Source organism: uncultured Paraglaciecola sp., assembly GCF_963977085.1.
Lineage (GTDB): Bacteria > Pseudomonadota > Gammaproteobacteria > Enterobacterales > Alteromonadaceae > Paraglaciecola.
On the sequence record NZ_CAXBNC010000005.1, the window covers coordinates 57952 to 75649 of the forward strand.

Sequence of the window (17698 nt, forward strand, 5' to 3'; positions counted from 1 at the left end):
ATTCAATTGTGTAGACTGTTGACCACCTTATATCGGCGTTCAAGTGCCAGCATAGTGATGATGTAGAGACTGACTATAACCACAGGTATTGCTACAAATCTATGTTCTGGAAAGAGAAACCAAACAGCCAAAACCAAAAGGGTGCGACTAATAGTATGAAAGTAACCGGCCCAGTGTTGTATCGCCCATGAAAAAGGCATCCACATTAATCCACTTAATATACCTACAGTCAGTGGAATGGAGGTGTAATCTTGCATCGCGAATGGAATGGCTAGGGAAAATACCAATAGAGCCATTACCAGTCCGACCATAAATAGGTGATTAAAAGCATTATTAGGTGTGTGTTTATTAAAAAAGTCTTCTCCCAAAACTTGGGCAAGAGCCATGCCCAAATAAACAATGCTGCCGCAGCCTATCCATACTGACCAAATCTGCCAAATGGGCGGCATAGTCGCGCCTATTATACCTATGATAGTCCAGACTATGCTGCCAGCTAAAGGCATCGCTAAGAAACGTTTTTTGCTAAAAGCGCGACGCTGTTCTTCTAGTGTTTGAGTGTTGTGTTGAGTCATGCTGAATCCTCATCTTTGAATGTAGGAAAAGTGTAAGGAACAGCTAGATGTAATGTAATGGATAAAAATCATTGTTTTTAAATGACATTTGTCATGAATTTATTATTCAGTCGTATTAATCCAAAAATAATTCGGTGCTAAAGTAACGCTCGGCATTATCTGCAAAAATAGTCACAATATTTTTTCCTTGGTTTTGTATTCTTTGCCCAACCTTGATAGCGGCCCAAGCTGCAGCGCCTGATGAAATTCCAACGGGCAAACCTTCAACTTGTGCCAACATACGCGCGTAGTGAATAGAGTCTTGGTCTGAGACCGGGATGATTTCGTCTAACAACTCTAAGCATAAAACATCGGGAATGTGACCCGAACTTAAGCCCTGAATTTTATGTACACCTTTTAATCCTTTGCTTAAGACCGGGCATGAAGCCGGTTCAACAGCAATTATTTGAATGTTGGGGTTACGTATTTTTAATGCCTTTGCGATCCCTGTGATAGTGCCACCCGTGCCAACGCCAGCAATTAAAATATCCACCTTGCCAGCCGAGTCACGCCATATTTCTTGTGCGGTGCTATTAAAATGCATATCAGGATTAGCTTGATTGGCAAATTGATCCAACATCACAGCATTAGGATTTTCCAATACCATTGAACGGGCTTTGTCTATTGCTCCCTTAGTGCCTAATTCTTTGGCGGTGGTAACAAGTTGGGCGCCGTAATGTTTGATTAATTTTTGGCGCTCAATCGACATATGTTCTGGAATGACTATGGTCAATTTAATGCCTTTCATGGCGCATATCCACGCACAGGCCACCCCATTATTGCCAGATGTGGGTTCAATTATTTCGATTTGGCTGTGAAAGTCCTTTGAGTTTATCAGTGCTTCGATCATTGCCATGGCAGGACGATCTTTAATTGAACCTGCTGGATTAAAGTATTCCATTTTGGCCAGAATATTAGCCTTTAAGGCATATTTTTCAGCTAATCGACTTAGGCGTACCAAAGGAGTATTACCTATTGTTTGGGTGATATTGTCATATATTCTAGGAGCAAAAATAGCTGCAGGGCCGCTGGTCTCAATAGCTGAAATATTGTCAGATAAGGCATTAGTTTGTGCATTCATAGGTTAATACTCACAGTAAATTGTCTGTTGAGTAGTGTGCCATGGGGTGCTTGGAATAAAATTGCATATTATTTCTTATAACTTTGATATGTTAGAAAAATATTCTATTTAGTGCTTTTGGGGTGATATTTAAAATTATGGACAGATTAGATTGTGAAATACTACGGTTGTTGCAAAAAGACGCTACACAATCCGTAGCAGATATTGCTGAACAAATAGGTTTAAGCACTACGCCTTGTTGGCGCAGAATTCAGTCTTTGGAAAAACAAGGCATCATAGACAAACGGGTTGCACTACTGAATCCCGAAAAAATTGGCCTAGGCATGACCGTTTTTGTACAAGTAAAGGCATCGAAGCATAATTCTGTTTGGCTAAAAAAGTTTGCGGAACACGCCATAAATATCGAACAAATAGTCGAATTTTATCGAATGAGCGGTGAATATGACTATATGCTCAAAGTAGTAGTAGCAGACATGCAAGCCTTTGATGTATTTTATAAGAGACTGGTAGACGGAATTGATTTGTCGGACGTGACATCGAGTTTCGCCATGGAACAAATTAAATATACTACCGCACTGCCTGTTTAAGACTGACTGATAGTCCTGCAGCTCCATCTAAATAAAAAAAGTGTCATCAAAATAAGGTTTGTTTATGCATTGGTATTCCATACTCCCCCCCGTTATTGCCATCATTATCGTGTTTTGGCGCAAAGAAGTTATTTTGGCATTAATTGCTGCAATTTTGTCTGCTGAGTGGTTGCTCGCCTATCAAAATAAAACTGAAGTATTATTTACCGGCACTATAGGCTCAATCGAGCGAGTGGTTGAAATCGTGGTTTCGGCGGGTAATAGTCGTATATTGCTGTTTAGTCTTTTGATTGGAGCTTTATTAGCTTACATGCGTTACTCAGGTGGCGTCACCGCCACAGTGGAAATGCTAATCAACAAAGGGGTGGCAAAAAGTAAAAAGCAGGTTGGTTTACTGACAATGTTTACAGGCATTGTGGTGTTCATTGAATCAAATCTCAGTGTATTAGCCTCAGGTATTTTGGCTCGGGGGTTATTTGATAAATTTAAAATGAGTCGCGCTAGGTTGGCTTACGTTATCGATAGCACTAGCGCGCCTATTTGTATTCTTATTTTGCTCAATGGTTGGGGCGCATTTATTCTGGCTCTGTTGAGTAACTACGAATTTGAACAAAGCGCAGTGTCTATTTTATGGGGGACTATCCCTCTTAATTTTTATGCCATTATTGCCCTAGTAATAGTGTTATATACAATATTGGCTGACAAAGTTCATGGGCCAATGAAAGACGCTGAGCAAGAACTCGCCACTATGGAAGGGGAGCAGGTTGCGGTTCCTGCCTCTAAAGCGCGTTTTATGTTGCTGCCTTTGGCAAGTATGATTTTATCTATGGTTGGCTTTATGTTGTGGACCGGAAACGGTGACTTAGCCAGCGGAAATGGTAGTAAATCGGTTCTGTATGCCACGCTTTTTGCCTGTTTTGTTGCCTATGTTTTAATGTTAACTTCGAAACAGTTTTCCCATAAAGAGTTGGTCGATACTGGCTTCAAAGGTATGGGTGAAATACTGCCTTTGGTGACTATAGTGTTGTTTTCATTGACCCTAGGAGCAAGTTTAAAAGAACTTGGCACCGGGTTATTTGTTGCTGGCATGGTAGGTGACTATTTGCCTATTAGTTTAATTGTACCCGTGCTGTTTTTGGCAGGGGCAATGATGTCATTTAGTACAGGCACGTCTTGGGGCACCTTTGCGATACTTATTCCAATTGGGGTTCCACTAATTCAAACCATTGGATTGCCACCCTCATTGGTGATAGCCGCTATTTTAGGTGGGGGAGTGTTTGGTGATCACTGTTCGCCTATTTCTGACACCACAGCTGTCTCTTCTATTGCATCAGGTTGCGATTTATTGACACATGTACGTACTCAAATGCCTTATGCGCTGTTTGGTGGTGTGTTAGCGTTTGTTGGATATTTTATTGCTAGTCTAATAATGATTTAAATATGAAGGAGAAAATATTGATGCCTATAAGAACAATAAGAAATAAAAGCTGGGGGTTGGTCTTTCTCTCGTTAATTAGTATGTGTCTTTTGGCGTGTACGGGTCAGGTTGAACAAAAGCAACTCACAGCTGCAGCACCAGAAAAGCAAGCAGCTGTGGCTATGCCTGATAGCTACAGTGCAGACGTAGCTAGAGATGTTTTACAAAAGGGAGGCAATGCCGTCGATGCCGCCATTGCAGCGCAATTTGTTTTAGCAGTAACCCTACCCGAAGCTGGCAATATTGGAGGCGGCGGGTTTATGTTGGTATACAAAGATAAAAAAAGTGATTTTATCGATTACCGCGAACAAGCCCCTTTGTCTGCACATAGAGATATGTATTTGGATGAAAACGGTGATGTTATTCCTTATCAATCCGTAATAGGTATTTTGTCATCTGGCGTGCCAGGCACAGTAGCTGGTATGTGGTTAGCCCATGAAAAGCATGGCAGTTTACCTTGGAAAGAATTAGTACAGCCGGCAGTCACTTTGGCAGAGCAGGGATTTAAGGTGCATCCCAAACTAGCGTCATCAATTGAAAGGCATATTGCTAGATTGGAAAAACGCGGTTTTGATTTGAACTTCAAAGAGTATTTCGCCGCCGCAAAAGCAGATGAGATCTTTCAGCAATTAGAGTTGGCAGAGACCTTAAAACGTATTCGAGATCAAGGACGAGACGGTTTTTATAAAGGCCAAACAGCGCAAATCATCAGTGATTTTATGCGTCAAGAAAAGGGCTTAGTGACTGAGCAAGATTTATTGTCTTATGAAGCTAAGTCTCGCCAGCCTTTGGATGCACAATGGCGTGAATATCAGTTGCTTACATCCCCACCACCAAGTTCGGGAGGCATCGCTATTATTCAATGGTTGAAAATGTACGATCTGTTGACGCGAGAGCAACAAAAACTGACCCATAACTCTGCGGCTTACCTACATTTATTAGCGGAAATTGGTAAACGAGTGTTTGCGGACCGAGCAGAATATCTTGGCGATCCCGATTTTATTGAAGTGCCAATGGCAAGCTTAATTGCGGATGACTATCTAACAAGGCGCAGTCAGTCAGTTATGATGGACAAAATTTCAGTCACTGAATCAGTTAAACCGGGATTAAAAGAAAGCGAAGAAACCACACATTTTTCAGTGATGGATAAGTGGGGAAATGCTGTATCGAATACCACCACTATTAATCTTGGATACGGCAGCAGTGTGGTGGTCGAAGGTGCAGGGTTTTTATTGAACGATGAAATGGATGACTTTAGTTCAAAACCTGGCGTGGCCAATGTGTTTGGTGCTGTAGGTGGTGAAGCCAACGAAATCCAACCTAAAAAACGTATGTTGTCTTCTATGACGCCGAGTATGGTGTTAAAAGACGGTGAAGTGGTTTTTGTAACAGGCTCGCCAGGCGGTACCACTATTATCAGTTCGGTTTATTTGTCTATTCTAAATGCATTAGAATTTTCCATGAGCGCTGAAGACGTAGTAAACCAGCCTAGGTTCCATCATCAACTATTGCCAAAAGATGTTATTCGTTACCATGATGGAATAGATCCTGCCGTGATCAGTGAATTAGAAAAGATGGGCTACACCATGAGTAATCGCCGTTTTGGAGATATGCATGTTGTGTTAAATAAAGACGGTAAAATTGAAGCCGCTTCTGAAGCTAATGGACGGGGAAAATCTATCGTGTTTTAACTGCAAAAGGGCGCTTCTTAGTTCGTTTATCTAGATTTTTGCGAAAACGCAAAATTTAGTTAAATGACACACTAATTGGCGCTTTTCTTAAATGACCATAGCAACCTACATCGTAACTTATTGAAAATATTGATTAAAAATTTTGGCTTTAGTTTTGCTCTAGAGAGATAAAATATTAATAGTGTATTTATCAACAAGGAGTAGGGCATGTCTAACAAGAAGTTATTTTGGATTGCGTTTTTTATTTTATCATGTTGCGAATTTGGCCAAATTGCGTATTCAAAAAATATAGTAACGAGTGCCAATGTGGTTGAACCTAATGATAAAAAATTACAGTGTTCAATAGACAAAACTACAGATGATTGCCAGATGTTAATTACAAAATTATCCAGTCATAGTTTGCCGCGGTAACTTTTCAGATTCTTACATTTGCTGTATAAAAATTGCCTTTATGTGTGTTTTACAGAGAATTGAACTGGAAAAAAACAGTAGTAACAATTAAGGTTAGCGCCTATGACGCATATGCAAAGATTTTCTTTCCCTGTTATTTTTAAAGTCTCTTTTCTGGGCTTGTTTTTTGTTACCTATTCACAAAGTGTTTTGGCTGACAAAGTAGACGATTTTATTCAAAGTATTCACGTTGCGCCCTATAACTGTCCCGATGATAAATATATGCCACAAGTGGATGAATATATTAAGCGGTCCAGTGTTTTACCGTTACAGCTTGTTAAGTTAAAAATCCATAAGGCGCAATGGTTAACATGTGTGGGTAAGTATGACGAAGCACAAGTGATGCTTGAAAAGCTGTTGTTAGCCCCCGCTATGAATGAGAATTCTCAGAGTTATGCCAGTGTTCAGTATCATTTAGGGTTTATTTTTGATGTGCAGGATAAGCCCCAAAAATGTGATTATTATCGCCAATCAGAACAATTGTCTAAAGGTAAATTTAATGATATCCATTTAAGTTCGCAACTTGGCCTCATTACAGTTTGCGATCAAGATAAGCAAGATATTGGAATTAAGCTAGGGCGTTTGTTTGCGTTGCTTAAATCTTATTCTGATGGCTCGGATTTAGAATCTTTAGCGCACATTCATAATAATATTGGCTTGCTGTATGGCTCTATTGGTCAGCGCGCACTTGCAGCTGAGCAGTACGAAAAAACCTATGAAATTGGTTTAAATGTCTATGAAGAGAAAAACCAACTGGCTCCGTTGATCAGTCTTATTACTGCTTATACCGGAAGTGGTGATTATGAGAAAGCGAACCTGATGATTGAAGAGTTGGGTAGGCGCAACTTAAAAGTGAATACTCCCTTAACCAATAGTTGGTACCATTTTGCCCAAAGTCGTCAAGCTTACCGCACCGAAGACTATGAGGCGTTACGCAAAAGTTTGCGGAGTTGGGATGTTTTCCTTGAACAAATTTCTGATCAAACTATGCGTATGTTATACGAGTGGTATGTTGCTGCGCTTTGTTTACATGATAAAGACAGGACTTGTGTTAGCGATTTTTTAGAAAAACAGAGTGATGCTAATCTTGCTATGCCCTCCAGGCTATCTAAGCATATTTATTACACAGGTTTTTTAGTAAAAGCGCACTTGTTTTTGGGAGACGTTGAAGCGGCAAAAAGGAGTTTTGATAATTACTCGGCCATCGCACTAGAAAAGATTAAAAATCAACAAACCTCTGCCCGTGTTTTGGGGGTAGCTAACCTACACAATGAAATTAGTGGTCTAGAATTGAACTTGGCCAAAGCACAAGAGCAACGCTTACAGATTATATTGTTGGTGTTATTGATTCTTTTGGGCTTAATTGGTTTAGGTTATTTAACCTTAGGTAGAAACTATCTGCGCAAATTAGCCGCTGATCCACTCACGGGACTGGCAAATGAACATTCAGTTTTGGCAAAAATTAAAAAAGTAAAGGCACCTATAGATGACAAAGTTAACGCTCTAGCCCTAGTGGATGTCAGTAACTTTACTGCTGTTAACGCAAAGTATGGTTACAAGGCCGGTGAATTGGCTCTAAAACAAGTTGCGGAATCTCTAAAACAGGTCACCAGAGAAAAAGACATAGTTGGACGGGTTGGGGCCGACCAGTTTATTGTGTGTTTAGTGAATATTGAAGACGTGATTGCCGAAGAGTTATTTTCAAGAGTTCAAAATGTTTTAACCGACATCACCTTTAAAGTTGGAAGTGGCGAAAAGGTGAATGTTTGCGTTAATATGCACATATATAGCTCAGTTACCAGTCTATCCGATGCCGATGAAGTGTTAGCTGAAATTCGTAGTGTTTTGCGTAAGGCATAAGCAATTTTCTTTTCTTACTATCTATAAGTTAACCAAACATTTTCAATGAAAATATTACTGCCCCTAAAATATTACGATGAAGCTGGCAGAGTAAAACCAGCTGTCACGCTCTATATTTGTATTGGATTTTTATGCAGAAGTTTGCTGGTATTAATTGGTTCAGTTACGGTTCGCGATAATGCCGAACAATTGTTGGCATTGTTTTATTCGAACAAACACTATCTCTATATTAGTCTCGCTATTGCGATCCCGGCTTTTTTAACATTGTTGCTTTTAGGCTTTAGAGAAAAAATTTGGAAAGCAGATAGGTGTTGGATGTTTTCATATATTAAGCCGTTATTGATATTTTCTGTTTTAGCGGATTTAGCGTTACATATAGTGCTGGCAACCACGAAACATTGGCAATTTTCATGGGTCATTGCCGTTACATTGATACTTGATTCGTTATTATTGTTTTTTTTGTTAAGAGACAAACATACCCAGCTGATGCTCAAGGACTGGAAAAAAACGATACCAAACACTGCAACTGCAAAACCAATTGTTTAAGCAAGGGGAAACTGGGTTATTGTAAATTGTTTGCCAGAGCTTGGTCGAAATAACTCCTTACACTGATTTGGCTATCGTTAACCAATCTTTGGTAACAAATACCTGCAAATGCATAAGTGGCGCCCGCATAGTTTAGTACCACGTAAGGTGCGTCTGGATCGGATTCGTCATAAGTCCAGTTTCCACCGATCTTATTGCGGAAAATTTCACCAACGTAAGCCCCGTAAATATTACAAATGGTAAAGACGGCGTTTGCTTCTAATGCTTGATCTTTATAGCGCCCCAACCAGCTTAAAATAACATCATCCACTAAATCGATACTTTCATCAGAGCCATCCAAGGTAAGATTAAATTCTTCTTCTGTGGTGGTAACTGCATTTTGTGCGCTATCTATCATTAAATCTGTGAGTTCTGCTGATGTCATTTGCATAGTTTATCTCTGTCTGCTTTTTATGTGACTATTGTGTTGCTTATTGACTAGTTTGTCGATTAGAAATGTAATTTGTGTAAAGTGATTCTTGATTTACATAAACGGTTTGTGAGTGGATGATCTGTTGGCGTTTAAATCCGTATATAATAATAACCATTAAGATAGGTGTTGATATTTTTGAAGTATTCATTTGTTTTACCCTTATCAGCGCTCATAGCGCTGTGTGTATTATCAGCGTTAGTCAGTTATGAGGTGATCCCTTCTGGTTTAGAACAGTTGCAGAGTTTAGAGTCGAATTTTGAGGGGTATTTTTATCTACTGATTCTATTAATCATTTTGTTGGAATCTATTGTCTACGTTGGCTTTTATTTCCCAGGACAGTTTTTTGCCGTGGTGTTGGTTGTCTTAAATAAACCCGAACCGCAGGCTATAGTGTTTTTAACACTAGCCATGGTAGTTGCAGCAACCTTAGGTTCGAGTATTAATTATTTTTTAGGTAGAAATTTCGGTGAGGTAAAAAAAAGACAGCCAAAGTTATCAGTGAAAAGTTTGTTAGTGGCGATGATTCACATCAATTCTTTGGCATTTTTTATGTTTGCTCAAGGGGCAAACCGGCAATCCCCCAAAGTGATATTCTGGGCCGGGTTCCTTAACTTACCCTATTATTTGCTGCTCATTTGGGGCACTTCAGTATTAAGTGAACAAGTCATGCAGTTAGCAGAAAACACTTGGTTTTTAGCCATAGCGGTGAGCACTTGGTTAGCTGTCGCTTTGTTTTTGGACTACAAAAAGTATCGAACCACGAGTTAGCGTGTTTGATTACTTTGAGAATGTTTACTAATCAACTTGTCTATCACCCTTGCTGATGCAACAAAACCAAATGTGGCTGTAACAGCTACTGCAGCGCCAAAACCATTGTTGCAATCTAACTTAACACTGCCATCTGTGAGTGTTTTGTTCATACACACACTGCCATCTGGCTGCGGGTAACGAAGTTGTTCAGTTGAAAATACACAATCAATGCCAAAACGACGTTTGGGGTTGGTACTGAAGTGATAGAATCTACGTAGTTCTGAACGTAATTTTGCTGCTAGAGGATCTTGAATGGTTTTACTCAAATCAGAGACGGCGACTTGAGTGGGGTCGATCTGTCCTCCCGCTCCACCTATGGTAATGATGGGGATTTTATTACGCTTGCAATGGGCTACCATGGCGGCTTTTGCTTTGATGCTGTCGGTCGCGTCTACTACATAATCAAAGGCATTATTGATCAGGTCTGAGACATTGTCGGGGGTCACAAAGTCTTCAATTATGGAAACATCACAGCTGGGATTAATCTGTGAAATTCGTTTCGCCATCGCTTCTACCTTTGCTTCACCAACAGTGTCCTGAAGTGCATGGATTTGTCTGTTGGTGTTGGTTACGCAGATGTCATCTAGGTCAATTAAAGTGATTTTACCAACTGCCGTTCTGGCTAAACTTTCAGCAACCCACGAACCTACGCCACCAATACCAACAACACACACATGGGATTGCCGTAAAATATCGGTTCCTGATAATCCATATAGGCGTTGGGTGCCACCAAATCGTTGCTCAGATACTTGCTGCTGATCCATAAACTCACATTTCTAATACATTTTATACTGAAGGGTATTGTATCAGTGGCGTGGCATATAACTCCATTAGAGTCTGTTAACTTTTTAGAGGTATCCTTTTTTTATTAAATTGCCAATAAAGTTACCTTGTTTGCTGTTCTTGATTGAATAAGCCGCCAAGCTTTAATACTATTCATGAAGATAATTTAGCAACAACAACGTTGTTTTGTGAAATAAAAATAATCAAAAAGGAAGGTGTGATGAAACCTGTTGTTTTAGCTGGAGGAAGTGGAAGTCGTTTATGGCCAAAATCAAGAGCTGCGTTACCTAAGCAGTTTCTAAGTTTGACAAGTGATCTGACTATGTTGCAAGACACTATTGTCAGACTAGCCGGCACGGAAGCGGACCAACCCATAGTAATTTGTAATGATGCCCATCGATTTTTAGTCGCAGAGCAACTTCGTCAACAAGATATCCAGCATGGTGGTATTTTACTCGAACCCATGGGTCGTAATACCGCGCCGGCAATTGCTTTAGCAGCATTACATGCTTCTTTAAATGGTGAAGATCCGGTTTTACTTATTTTAGCTGCCGACCATTTAATCAATGACGCGCCTGAATTTCATAAAGCCATCTCACAGGCAGAAGTGTTAGCTAAACAAGGTAAATTAGTCACTTTTGGCATAGTGCCAGATTCAGCGCATACGGGTTATGGATACATCAAACGTGGCGACAAGGTTAGCAATGTAGATGTGGGTTTCGATGTGGCTAGCTTCGTTGAAAAGCCAGATTTAGCCACGGCACAACAATATGTTGATTCAGGAGAATTTTACTGGAACAGCGGCATGTTTATGTTTAAAGCCAGTCGTTACTTGCAAGAGTTAGAAAAATACGCACCTGAGATGTTGGAGATTTGTAAGAAGGCAATCGCAACTGAATCTGCCGATTTAGAATTTGTGCGAGTTGATGCCGACGTTTTTGTGACTTGTCCTGATGATTCTATCGATTATGCCGTGATGGAAAAAACCGACTCGGCTTGTGTGGTGCCTCTCGATGCTGGTTGGAGTGATGTGGGCAGTTGGTCTTCATTATGGGAAACAGCTAAGCAAAAGGATACCCAAAACAATGTAGTCATAGGCGACGCTATTCTTGATGGTGTAACCAATAGTTATATCAACTCTGAACAACGGCTGATATCAGTGGTGGGCTTAGACAATATAGTGGTGGTAGAAACTAAAGATGCAGTATTGGTCGCACACAAAGATAAAGTGCAAGACATCAAAAATGTGGTGAATCAACTTAAGACAGAACAGCGCCCAGAATGGGAATTCCATCGCGAAGTGTTTAGACCTTGGGGCAGTTATGATTCTATTGATAACGGCGAAAGATTCCAAGTAAAACGTATCACGGTAAAACCTGGCGAAAAACTCTCAGTGCAAATGCATCATCACAGAGCTGAGCATTGGATAGTTGTTTCAGGTACTGCAAAAGTCACTAATGGTGACCAGACCTTATTGTTGTCCGAGAATCAATCAACTTATATTCCAATTGGTGTTGTGCATGCATTGGAAAATCCTGGTCGTATTCCGCTAGAACTTATCGAAGTGCAATCTGGCACCTATTTAGGTGAAGATGATATTGTGCGCTTTTCTGACCGATATGGTCGTGTTGAAGCCAAGTAGGCTTACTGATACTCCTCGCTAAATAAGAGATTTTATGAAGATTACATGTTTTAAAGCCTATGACATACGTGGCAAGTTAGTGGCGCAGCTTGATGAAAAAGTAGCCTATCGTATTGGCCGTGCTTTTGCAGAATTTATGCAGGCTAAAACGGTTGTGGTGGGTGGTGACGTAAGATTAACTTCCAAGCCACTGAAATTAGCATTGTCGGCAGGTTTGATTGATGGTGGAGCAACAGTCACAGATTTAGGGATGACAGGCACTGAAGAGATTTATTTTGCCACTAAACATCTCAAGGTTGATGGTGGTATTGAAGTGACTGCCAGTCACAACCCTATTGATTATAATGGCATGAAGTTAGTTAAAACTGACTCAAAACCTGTCAGTGGCGATACTGGCTTGTTTGCAATTCGTGATTTGGCCGAAACATACGCAGATGACGATGTTCAAGCAAGACTTGAGTTTTATTCTAATGGTTTGGTAACTGAACAAGCCTTTATTCAAGGCGAAGCCTCAGTGGCAGTGGATAAACTCACGTCCACATCACAATATAGTGTTTTGGATAATATGCAGGCGTATGTGGACCATATGTTGTCGTATATTGAGACTGATAACATCACTCCTTTAAAGTTGGTTGTTAATGCTGGTAATGGTGCGGCAGGTGACGCATTAGATGCGATACAAAGTGCGTTAGAAGCGGTCAAAGTGCCTGTAGAGTTTATTAAAGTGCATCATAAGCCCGATGGTTCATTCCCAAATGGGATTCCTAATCCATTATTGCCAGAGAGTAGGGCAGATACAGCCAATGCCGTTATCGAGAATAATGCCGATATGGGGATTGCTTGGGATGGTGATTTCGACCGCTGTTTCTTATTCGATGAGAAAGGCGATTTTGTTGAAGGTTATTATATTGTTGGTTTGTTAGCGAAAGCCTTTTTGGATAAAAAACCAGGCTCTAAGATCATTTATGACCCAAGAGTTTACTGGAATACCGAAGATATTGTGTTATCTGCTGGTGGGGTGCCTATCAAAAGCAAAACTGGCCATGCCTTTATCAAAGAGCGTATGCGCGCTGATGATGCGATCTATGGCGGCGAAATGAGTGCGCATCATTATTTCCGTGACTTTGCTTATTGTGATTCGGGCATGATCCCATGGCTTTTAGTGGCAGAATTGTTATGCACCACGCAAAAACCTTTGTCGCAGTTAGTGAAAGAACGCATTGCGGCTTTTCCATCTTCAGGTGAAATCAACAGTACATTGGCTGATCCAGACGCCTCTATAAAGGCCGTACTGGATAAATATGAAGCAAGTGCCACAGTGGTGGATTACACCGATGGTATTGGTTTAGAGTTTGGCAATTGGCGCTTTAATTTACGTAAGTCTAATACTGAGCCTGTTGTGAGACTTAATGTTGAATCTAGGGGCGATATTGCATTGATGCAAGAAAAAACAGCTGAGTTGTTGGCCTTGTTGAAGTAAATCATCATTCTAAAAACTAAAAGCCCAGCTAATTGACTGGGCTTTTTAATGTCTGTTTTACACTAGGCTAAACAAAACTTATTTCACTTCCTCACCCGCAGCTTGTTTATCTGCATGGTAACTGGATCGCACCATTGGGCCAGAAGCTGCGTGACTGAAGCCTAATTCTTTTGCAACATCACCTAGCTCGTTAAACTCGTCTGGGTGTACATAACGCTTTAATGGGAAGTGGTGTTTACTGGGCTGTAAATATTGGCCTAGGGTCAGCATTTCCACATCGTGTGAGCGTAAATCTTTTAATACCTCGGTTATTTCGTGTTTGTCTTCGCCCATACCCATCATTAAGCCTGATTTGGTAGGAATATCCGGATGTTGCAGTTTGAATTTTTTCAATAGGTCTAGTGACCATTGATAATTCGCCCCGGGGCGGCATTCTCGGTATAAACGTGGAATGGTTTCAAGGTTGTGATTAAACACATCGGGTGGGCTTTGCTTGAGTATTTCAAGGGCTCTGTCCATACGACCTCTGAAATCGGGCACTAAAACTTCAATTTTGGTGGCAGGGCTGTGTTCGCGGATAGCGCTAATACAATCAACAAAGTGCTGAGCGCCACCGTCGCGCAAATCGTCACGATCTACTGATGTGATCACCACATACTTTAACTTCATTTCGGCTATCGTTTTCGCTAACTTGATTGGCTCTTCTGCACTTGGTGGTAAAGGTTTACCGTGAGCCACATCACAAAATGGGCAACGACGGGTACAGATATCACCCAAAATCATAAAGGTTGCAGTGCCATGATTAAAACATTCGGCTAGGTTAGGGCAACTGGCTTCTTCACACACAGAATGTAAATTGTTTTTGCGCAAAGTCTTTTTGATATGATCAATTTTATCTGTGTTACGTGGCAGCTTTATTTTGATCCACTCAGGTTTACGCAACATCTCTGCCTTTTCAGTAGGCATTATTGTGATAGGAATATGTTTAACTTTTTCGTCATCCCGAAGTTTTACTCCGGCCTGCGGGCGTGCGTTAGTCATTGAAGCCTTCTCTGTATTCTGGATTTTTTATGCCTAATAAGGCAGATAAATTTTCAATCAGTTTAGTGCCTGCTGCATCAAGCGAATCAGGACCGTTAAGTTGTGCGCAATCTACCATTTCCAGGCCGGCATAACCACAGGGATTTATGCGTTTAAAGGGGCTTAAATCCATATTGACGTTTAAGGCCAGTCCATGAAAAGAACAACCTTTGCGAATTCTTAAACCAATAGAACACACTTTTTTACCATTAACATATACACCTGGGGCATCTGCTTTAGGGTAGGCACTTATTGAATATTCTTTAAGTGTGTTAACCACAGACTCTTCCAGTGCAGTGACTAAGTCTCTTACACCTAGTTGATTACGTTTAAGGTTTAGCAAAACGTACAACATTTGTTGTCCGGGTCCATGGTAGGTGACTTGACCACCTCTATCCACTTTGACCACCGGAATATCGCCGGGCATAAGCAAATGTTCTTCTTTACCCGCTTGTCCTTGAGTGAAGACCGCTGGATGCTCCACTAACCACAATTCGTCGGCTGTGGCAGCGTCTCTACTATTGGTGAAGTCTTGCATTGCTTGCCAAGTAGGCAAGTATTCCTGAAGGCCTAATTGCCTGACGATTAATGTAGGTGACATTATATGAGGCAAATGCTTTCTACAGTACCACTTTCACTAGCTCTAATTTTGCTAGTTCAACATAAAGGGTTTCCATGTGTTCTTTGCTGGTCACGGTAACACTCAGTGAAATGGAGTGATAAGTGCCTTTCGAACTGGGTTTTACCTTAGGCATATAGTCACCAGGTGCATGGGCTTGTAGACAAGAAATGACATCTTCTGGTAATCGTTCATGGGCTATCCCCATGATTTTAAAGGTTTGCTGGCACGGGAAGTCCAGCAGTTGATCAAATTGTGTATCCATCTCTCTCTCGAATATTGAATAAAAGGGCAGTGTATTAATTAACTGTCAAAGCCAAGTTGTAATTTGACAAAATCAACCATGCGGTCGATGAAACCACCTTCTTTTACTTCCTGTAAAGCAACCAAGGGATATTCAGCAATATCCTCGCCTTCAATTTGCAAGTAGAGTTTGCCAACAACTTCACCTTTGGAAAGGGGGGCTTGTAAGTTCTTATCTAACTTAAAGTTAGCTTTCAAATTTTTACTTTGGCCTCGAGGAATATTAATTGGGGTATCTTGTAAAATACCAAGGTCGACAGTTTCTTTGTCACCCATAAAAATACGATGGGACACAAAACTATCTCCGGCTTTATAAGGCGTGATAGTTTCAAAAAAGCGGAAACCGTATTTCAGTAACTTTTTGTTTTCAACTTTACGAGCCCGTTCACTGTCTGTACCCATTACAACTGATATTAAACGCATATCACCTTGGTAAGCAGAAGTAATCAAGCTATAACCCGCATCCGAAGTATGGCCGGTTTTTATCCCATCAACATTCAGGCTTTTATCCCACAATAAGCCATTACGGTTATATTGTTTAATATCGTTGAAGGTAAATTCTTTTTCAGCATAAATGGCATATTCTTGTGGAACGTCACGTATCAGTGCCGCTGACAAAATTGCCATGTCTCTAGGTGTGGTGTAGTGCTGAGCATCATGTAAGCCATGACTATTCACAAAATAAGTTGAGGTCATGCCGAGTTTAGATGCATGCATATTCATCATACTAGCAAAGGCATCTTCGCTACCTGCTATATGTTCTGCCATTGCGACACACGCATCGTTACCTGATTGCACAATAATACCGCGATTTAGATCAGCAACGGATATCTTTTTGCCTACTTCAATAAACATTTTTGAAGAGTCTGGAAAATTTTTGGCCCACGCATTTTCAGAAATAGTGACCATATCGGTTTCTTTGATATTACCGTTGGCGAGCTCTATGCCAATCACATAACTTGTCATCATTTTCGTCAAGCTTGCAGGCGGTATCTGAATGTCGGCGTTTTGCTCTGCGATGACATTACCGGTTTGGAAGTCCATTAATATGAAACCTTTGGCTGCGACACTTGGCGCAGGTGGGATTACCACAGCAGCAGAAACTGAAAAAGTGCATATACACAGGACTAAGCTGTTTATGAGAGATCCGAAATACGTTTTTGGTTTAAGCATTAAACTACCGTTTTTGAAAATGTTGTAAGAATAGATGTCTTAGTTACGCCTTATTCGACATAATTTATGACCTCAAATTTTGCCCAGCAATATAGCACTTTGCGTGTTAAATTGCTGCTCTACTACTAACTAATCCTCAATAATATGGAGATTTTTGTCAGCTTCAATGATGTGAGACTTAAATTTATACAAAAAGTTTAAGTTTATCCATGAAGAGGCTTTAATCAGCGTAAACTTTATAGGCACCTGGGTAGTCGTTACTTTTAAGCACGTTGAGCAATTTATCTGCTTCAAACTCGTTTGATAGAGGTCCAAGGTGTAATTTATAAATGCCTTTTTCGAGTCTGGTTTTGTGTGGGCGTTGATACAAAGAGGTTAAAGTTTTGGCCAATTTATCTATTTGGGTTTTGTTTTGTAAGGCCGCCACTTGAATAAACAGCCGTTGGTCATTTGTATTAGGGGCATCTTGGATGATTGGATTACGACCTACTGTGATATTTCCCGTCTGATCTACATGGACGACGTCGATTTTTACCTCTGCCACCCCTGTCTTTAACATATCAAGCTTTAATGCTGCAGCGTATGATAAGTCTATTACTCGACCTCTGTGAAAAGGTCCTCTGTCGTTCACTCTAACGACAACTTGTTTGCCATTTTTTAAGTTAGTGACACGTACAAAAGAGGGTAATGGCAAGGTTTTGTGTGCGCCTGACATTTGGTACATATCGTAAATTTCACCGTTAGCGGTCTGGTGACCATGAAACTTCTGTCCATACCAACTGGCGTGACCTTTATCACTGAAACCTTTGCCTGTGCTGAGTGGTTGGTATCGTATTCCTCTAACGATATAAGGACGCATGTTGGCTTTTGCGTAAGACTCGTATTTAGCAACGGCATCATGGCTTGTAACTTTGCTCGGCACCACTTTAGGTGCCGAGTCTTGATGCTGATAATAACGACCTTTGGGCGCACACCCCACTAAAGTAAGGAATATAATGGCTAAACTAAGATAACGAGCGGAATTTATCATGGC

The 17698-nt window shown here is 40.7% G+C and carries 17 protein-coding genes; 8 read left to right on the forward strand and 9 right to left on the reverse strand.

Going from position 1 to position 17698, the window contains the following annotated elements; genetic code table 11:
• Nucleotides 1-2: 2 nt before the first annotated feature.
• Together AAC000_RS07605 and cysK are read right to left on the reverse strand one after the other, a co-directional pair.
• Complete coding sequence (locus AAC000_RS07605; RefSeq protein WP_339721521.1) at nt 3-572, reverse strand: hypothetical protein; 570 nt, start codon at nt 570-572, stop codon at nt 3-5.
• A gap of 115 nt (nt 573-687) precedes the next feature.
• Nucleotides 688-1692, reverse strand: a complete 1005-nt coding sequence (gene cysK, locus AAC000_RS07610; protein ID WP_339721522.1) for a cysteine synthase A — start codon at nt 1690-1692, stop codon at nt 688-690.
• 137 nt (nt 1693-1829) lie between these two features.
• Between cysK and AAC000_RS07615 the strand changes: the two genes are divergently transcribed.
• The 5 genes from AAC000_RS07615 (at nt 1830) to AAC000_RS07635 (ending at nt 8303) form a co-directional block, all read left to right on the forward strand.
• On the forward strand, nt 1830-2279 hold the full coding sequence (locus tag AAC000_RS07615; RefSeq protein WP_339721523.1) for an Lrp/AsnC family transcriptional regulator: 450 nt from the start codon (nt 1830-1832) through the stop codon (nt 2277-2279).
• Between the two features lie 64 nt (nt 2280-2343).
• Entirely contained in the window at nt 2344-3717 is a 1374-nt protein-coding gene (locus AAC000_RS07620) for a Na+/H+ antiporter NhaC family protein (RefSeq protein ID WP_339721524.1), read from the forward strand.
• A 20-nt stretch (nt 3718-3737) separates the two neighbouring features.
• Nucleotides 3738-5447, forward strand: coding sequence for a gamma-glutamyltransferase (gene ggt, locus AAC000_RS07625; protein ID WP_339721525.1), 1710 nt, complete (start codon nt 3738-3740; stop codon nt 5445-5447).
• A 513-nt stretch (nt 5448-5960) separates the two neighbouring features.
• A complete protein-coding gene (locus tag AAC000_RS07630; protein ID WP_339721526.1) occupies nt 5961-7757 on the forward strand; it encodes a GGDEF domain-containing protein in 1797 nt (598 codons plus the stop codon).
• A gap of 45 nt (nt 7758-7802) precedes the next feature.
• Complete coding sequence (locus tag AAC000_RS07635) at nt 7803-8303, forward strand: DUF2919 domain-containing protein (RefSeq protein ID WP_339721527.1); 501 nt, start codon at nt 7803-7805, stop codon at nt 8301-8303.
• Between the two features lie 16 nt (nt 8304-8319).
• Here the strand turns inward: AAC000_RS07635 and AAC000_RS07640 are convergent, their stop codons facing one another.
• The gene (locus AAC000_RS07640) at nt 8320-8733 is read right to left on the reverse strand and encodes a hypothetical protein (protein ID WP_339721528.1); all 414 of its coding nucleotides are present in this window, start codon (nt 8731-8733) and stop codon (nt 8320-8322) included.
• Between the two features lie 177 nt (nt 8734-8910).
• Here AAC000_RS07640 and AAC000_RS07645 point away from each other — a divergent pair, with 177 nt between their 5' ends.
• Nucleotides 8911-9543, forward strand: coding sequence for a hypothetical protein (locus AAC000_RS07645; protein ID WP_339721530.1), 633 nt, complete (start codon nt 8911-8913; stop codon nt 9541-9543).
• On the opposite strand, the gene tcdA is transcribed toward AAC000_RS07645, so the two are convergent.
• The gene (gene tcdA / locus AAC000_RS07650; RefSeq protein WP_339721532.1) at nt 9540-10349 is read right to left on the reverse strand and encodes a tRNA cyclic N6-threonylcarbamoyladenosine(37) synthase TcdA; all 810 of its coding nucleotides are present in this window, start codon (nt 10347-10349) and stop codon (nt 9540-9542) included. The genes AAC000_RS07645 and tcdA overlap by 4 nt on opposite strands.
• A 239-nt stretch (nt 10350-10588) precedes the next feature.
• On the opposite strand from tcdA, the gene AAC000_RS07655 reads away from it, so the two are divergent.
• Nucleotides 10589-12010, forward strand: a complete 1422-nt coding sequence (locus AAC000_RS07655) for a mannose-1-phosphate guanylyltransferase/mannose-6-phosphate isomerase (protein ID WP_339721534.1) — start codon at nt 10589-10591, stop codon at nt 12008-12010.
• Between the two features lie 34 nt (nt 12011-12044).
• On the forward strand, nt 12045-13490 hold the full coding sequence (locus tag AAC000_RS07660; RefSeq protein ID WP_339721536.1) for a phosphomannomutase CpsG: 1446 nt from the start codon (nt 12045-12047) through the stop codon (nt 13488-13490).
• A 78-nt stretch (nt 13491-13568) separates the two neighbouring features.
• Here AAC000_RS07660 and lipA read toward each other — a convergent pair whose 3' ends face one another.
• The 5 genes from lipA to AAC000_RS07685 all read right to left on the reverse strand — a co-directional run bounded on the left by lipA (nt 13569) and on the right by AAC000_RS07685 (nt 17695).
• Nucleotides 13569-14531 (reverse strand): lipoyl synthase, encoded by a 963-nt coding sequence (lipA, locus tag AAC000_RS07665; RefSeq protein WP_339721537.1) that lies wholly within the window; start codon nt 14529-14531, stop codon nt 13569-13571.
• A complete protein-coding gene (gene lipB / locus AAC000_RS07670; protein ID WP_339721539.1) occupies nt 14524-15171 on the reverse strand; it encodes a lipoyl(octanoyl) transferase LipB in 648 nt (215 codons plus the stop codon). Before lipB ends, lipA begins: the two co-directional genes overlap by 8 nt.
• Before the next feature lie 19 nt (nt 15172-15190).
• Nucleotides 15191-15454, reverse strand: coding sequence for a DUF493 family protein YbeD (ybeD, locus tag AAC000_RS07675; RefSeq protein ID WP_339721541.1), 264 nt, complete (start codon nt 15452-15454; stop codon nt 15191-15193).
• 38 nt (nt 15455-15492) lie between these two features.
• Nucleotides 15493-16665, reverse strand: a complete 1173-nt coding sequence (locus AAC000_RS07680) for a serine hydrolase (protein ID WP_339721543.1) — start codon at nt 16663-16665, stop codon at nt 15493-15495.
• Between the two features lie 220 nt (nt 16666-16885).
• Entirely contained in the window at nt 16886-17695 is an 810-nt protein-coding gene (locus AAC000_RS07685; protein WP_339721545.1) for a septal ring lytic transglycosylase RlpA family protein, read from the reverse strand.
• Between the last annotated feature and the right edge of the window lie 3 nt (nt 17696-17698).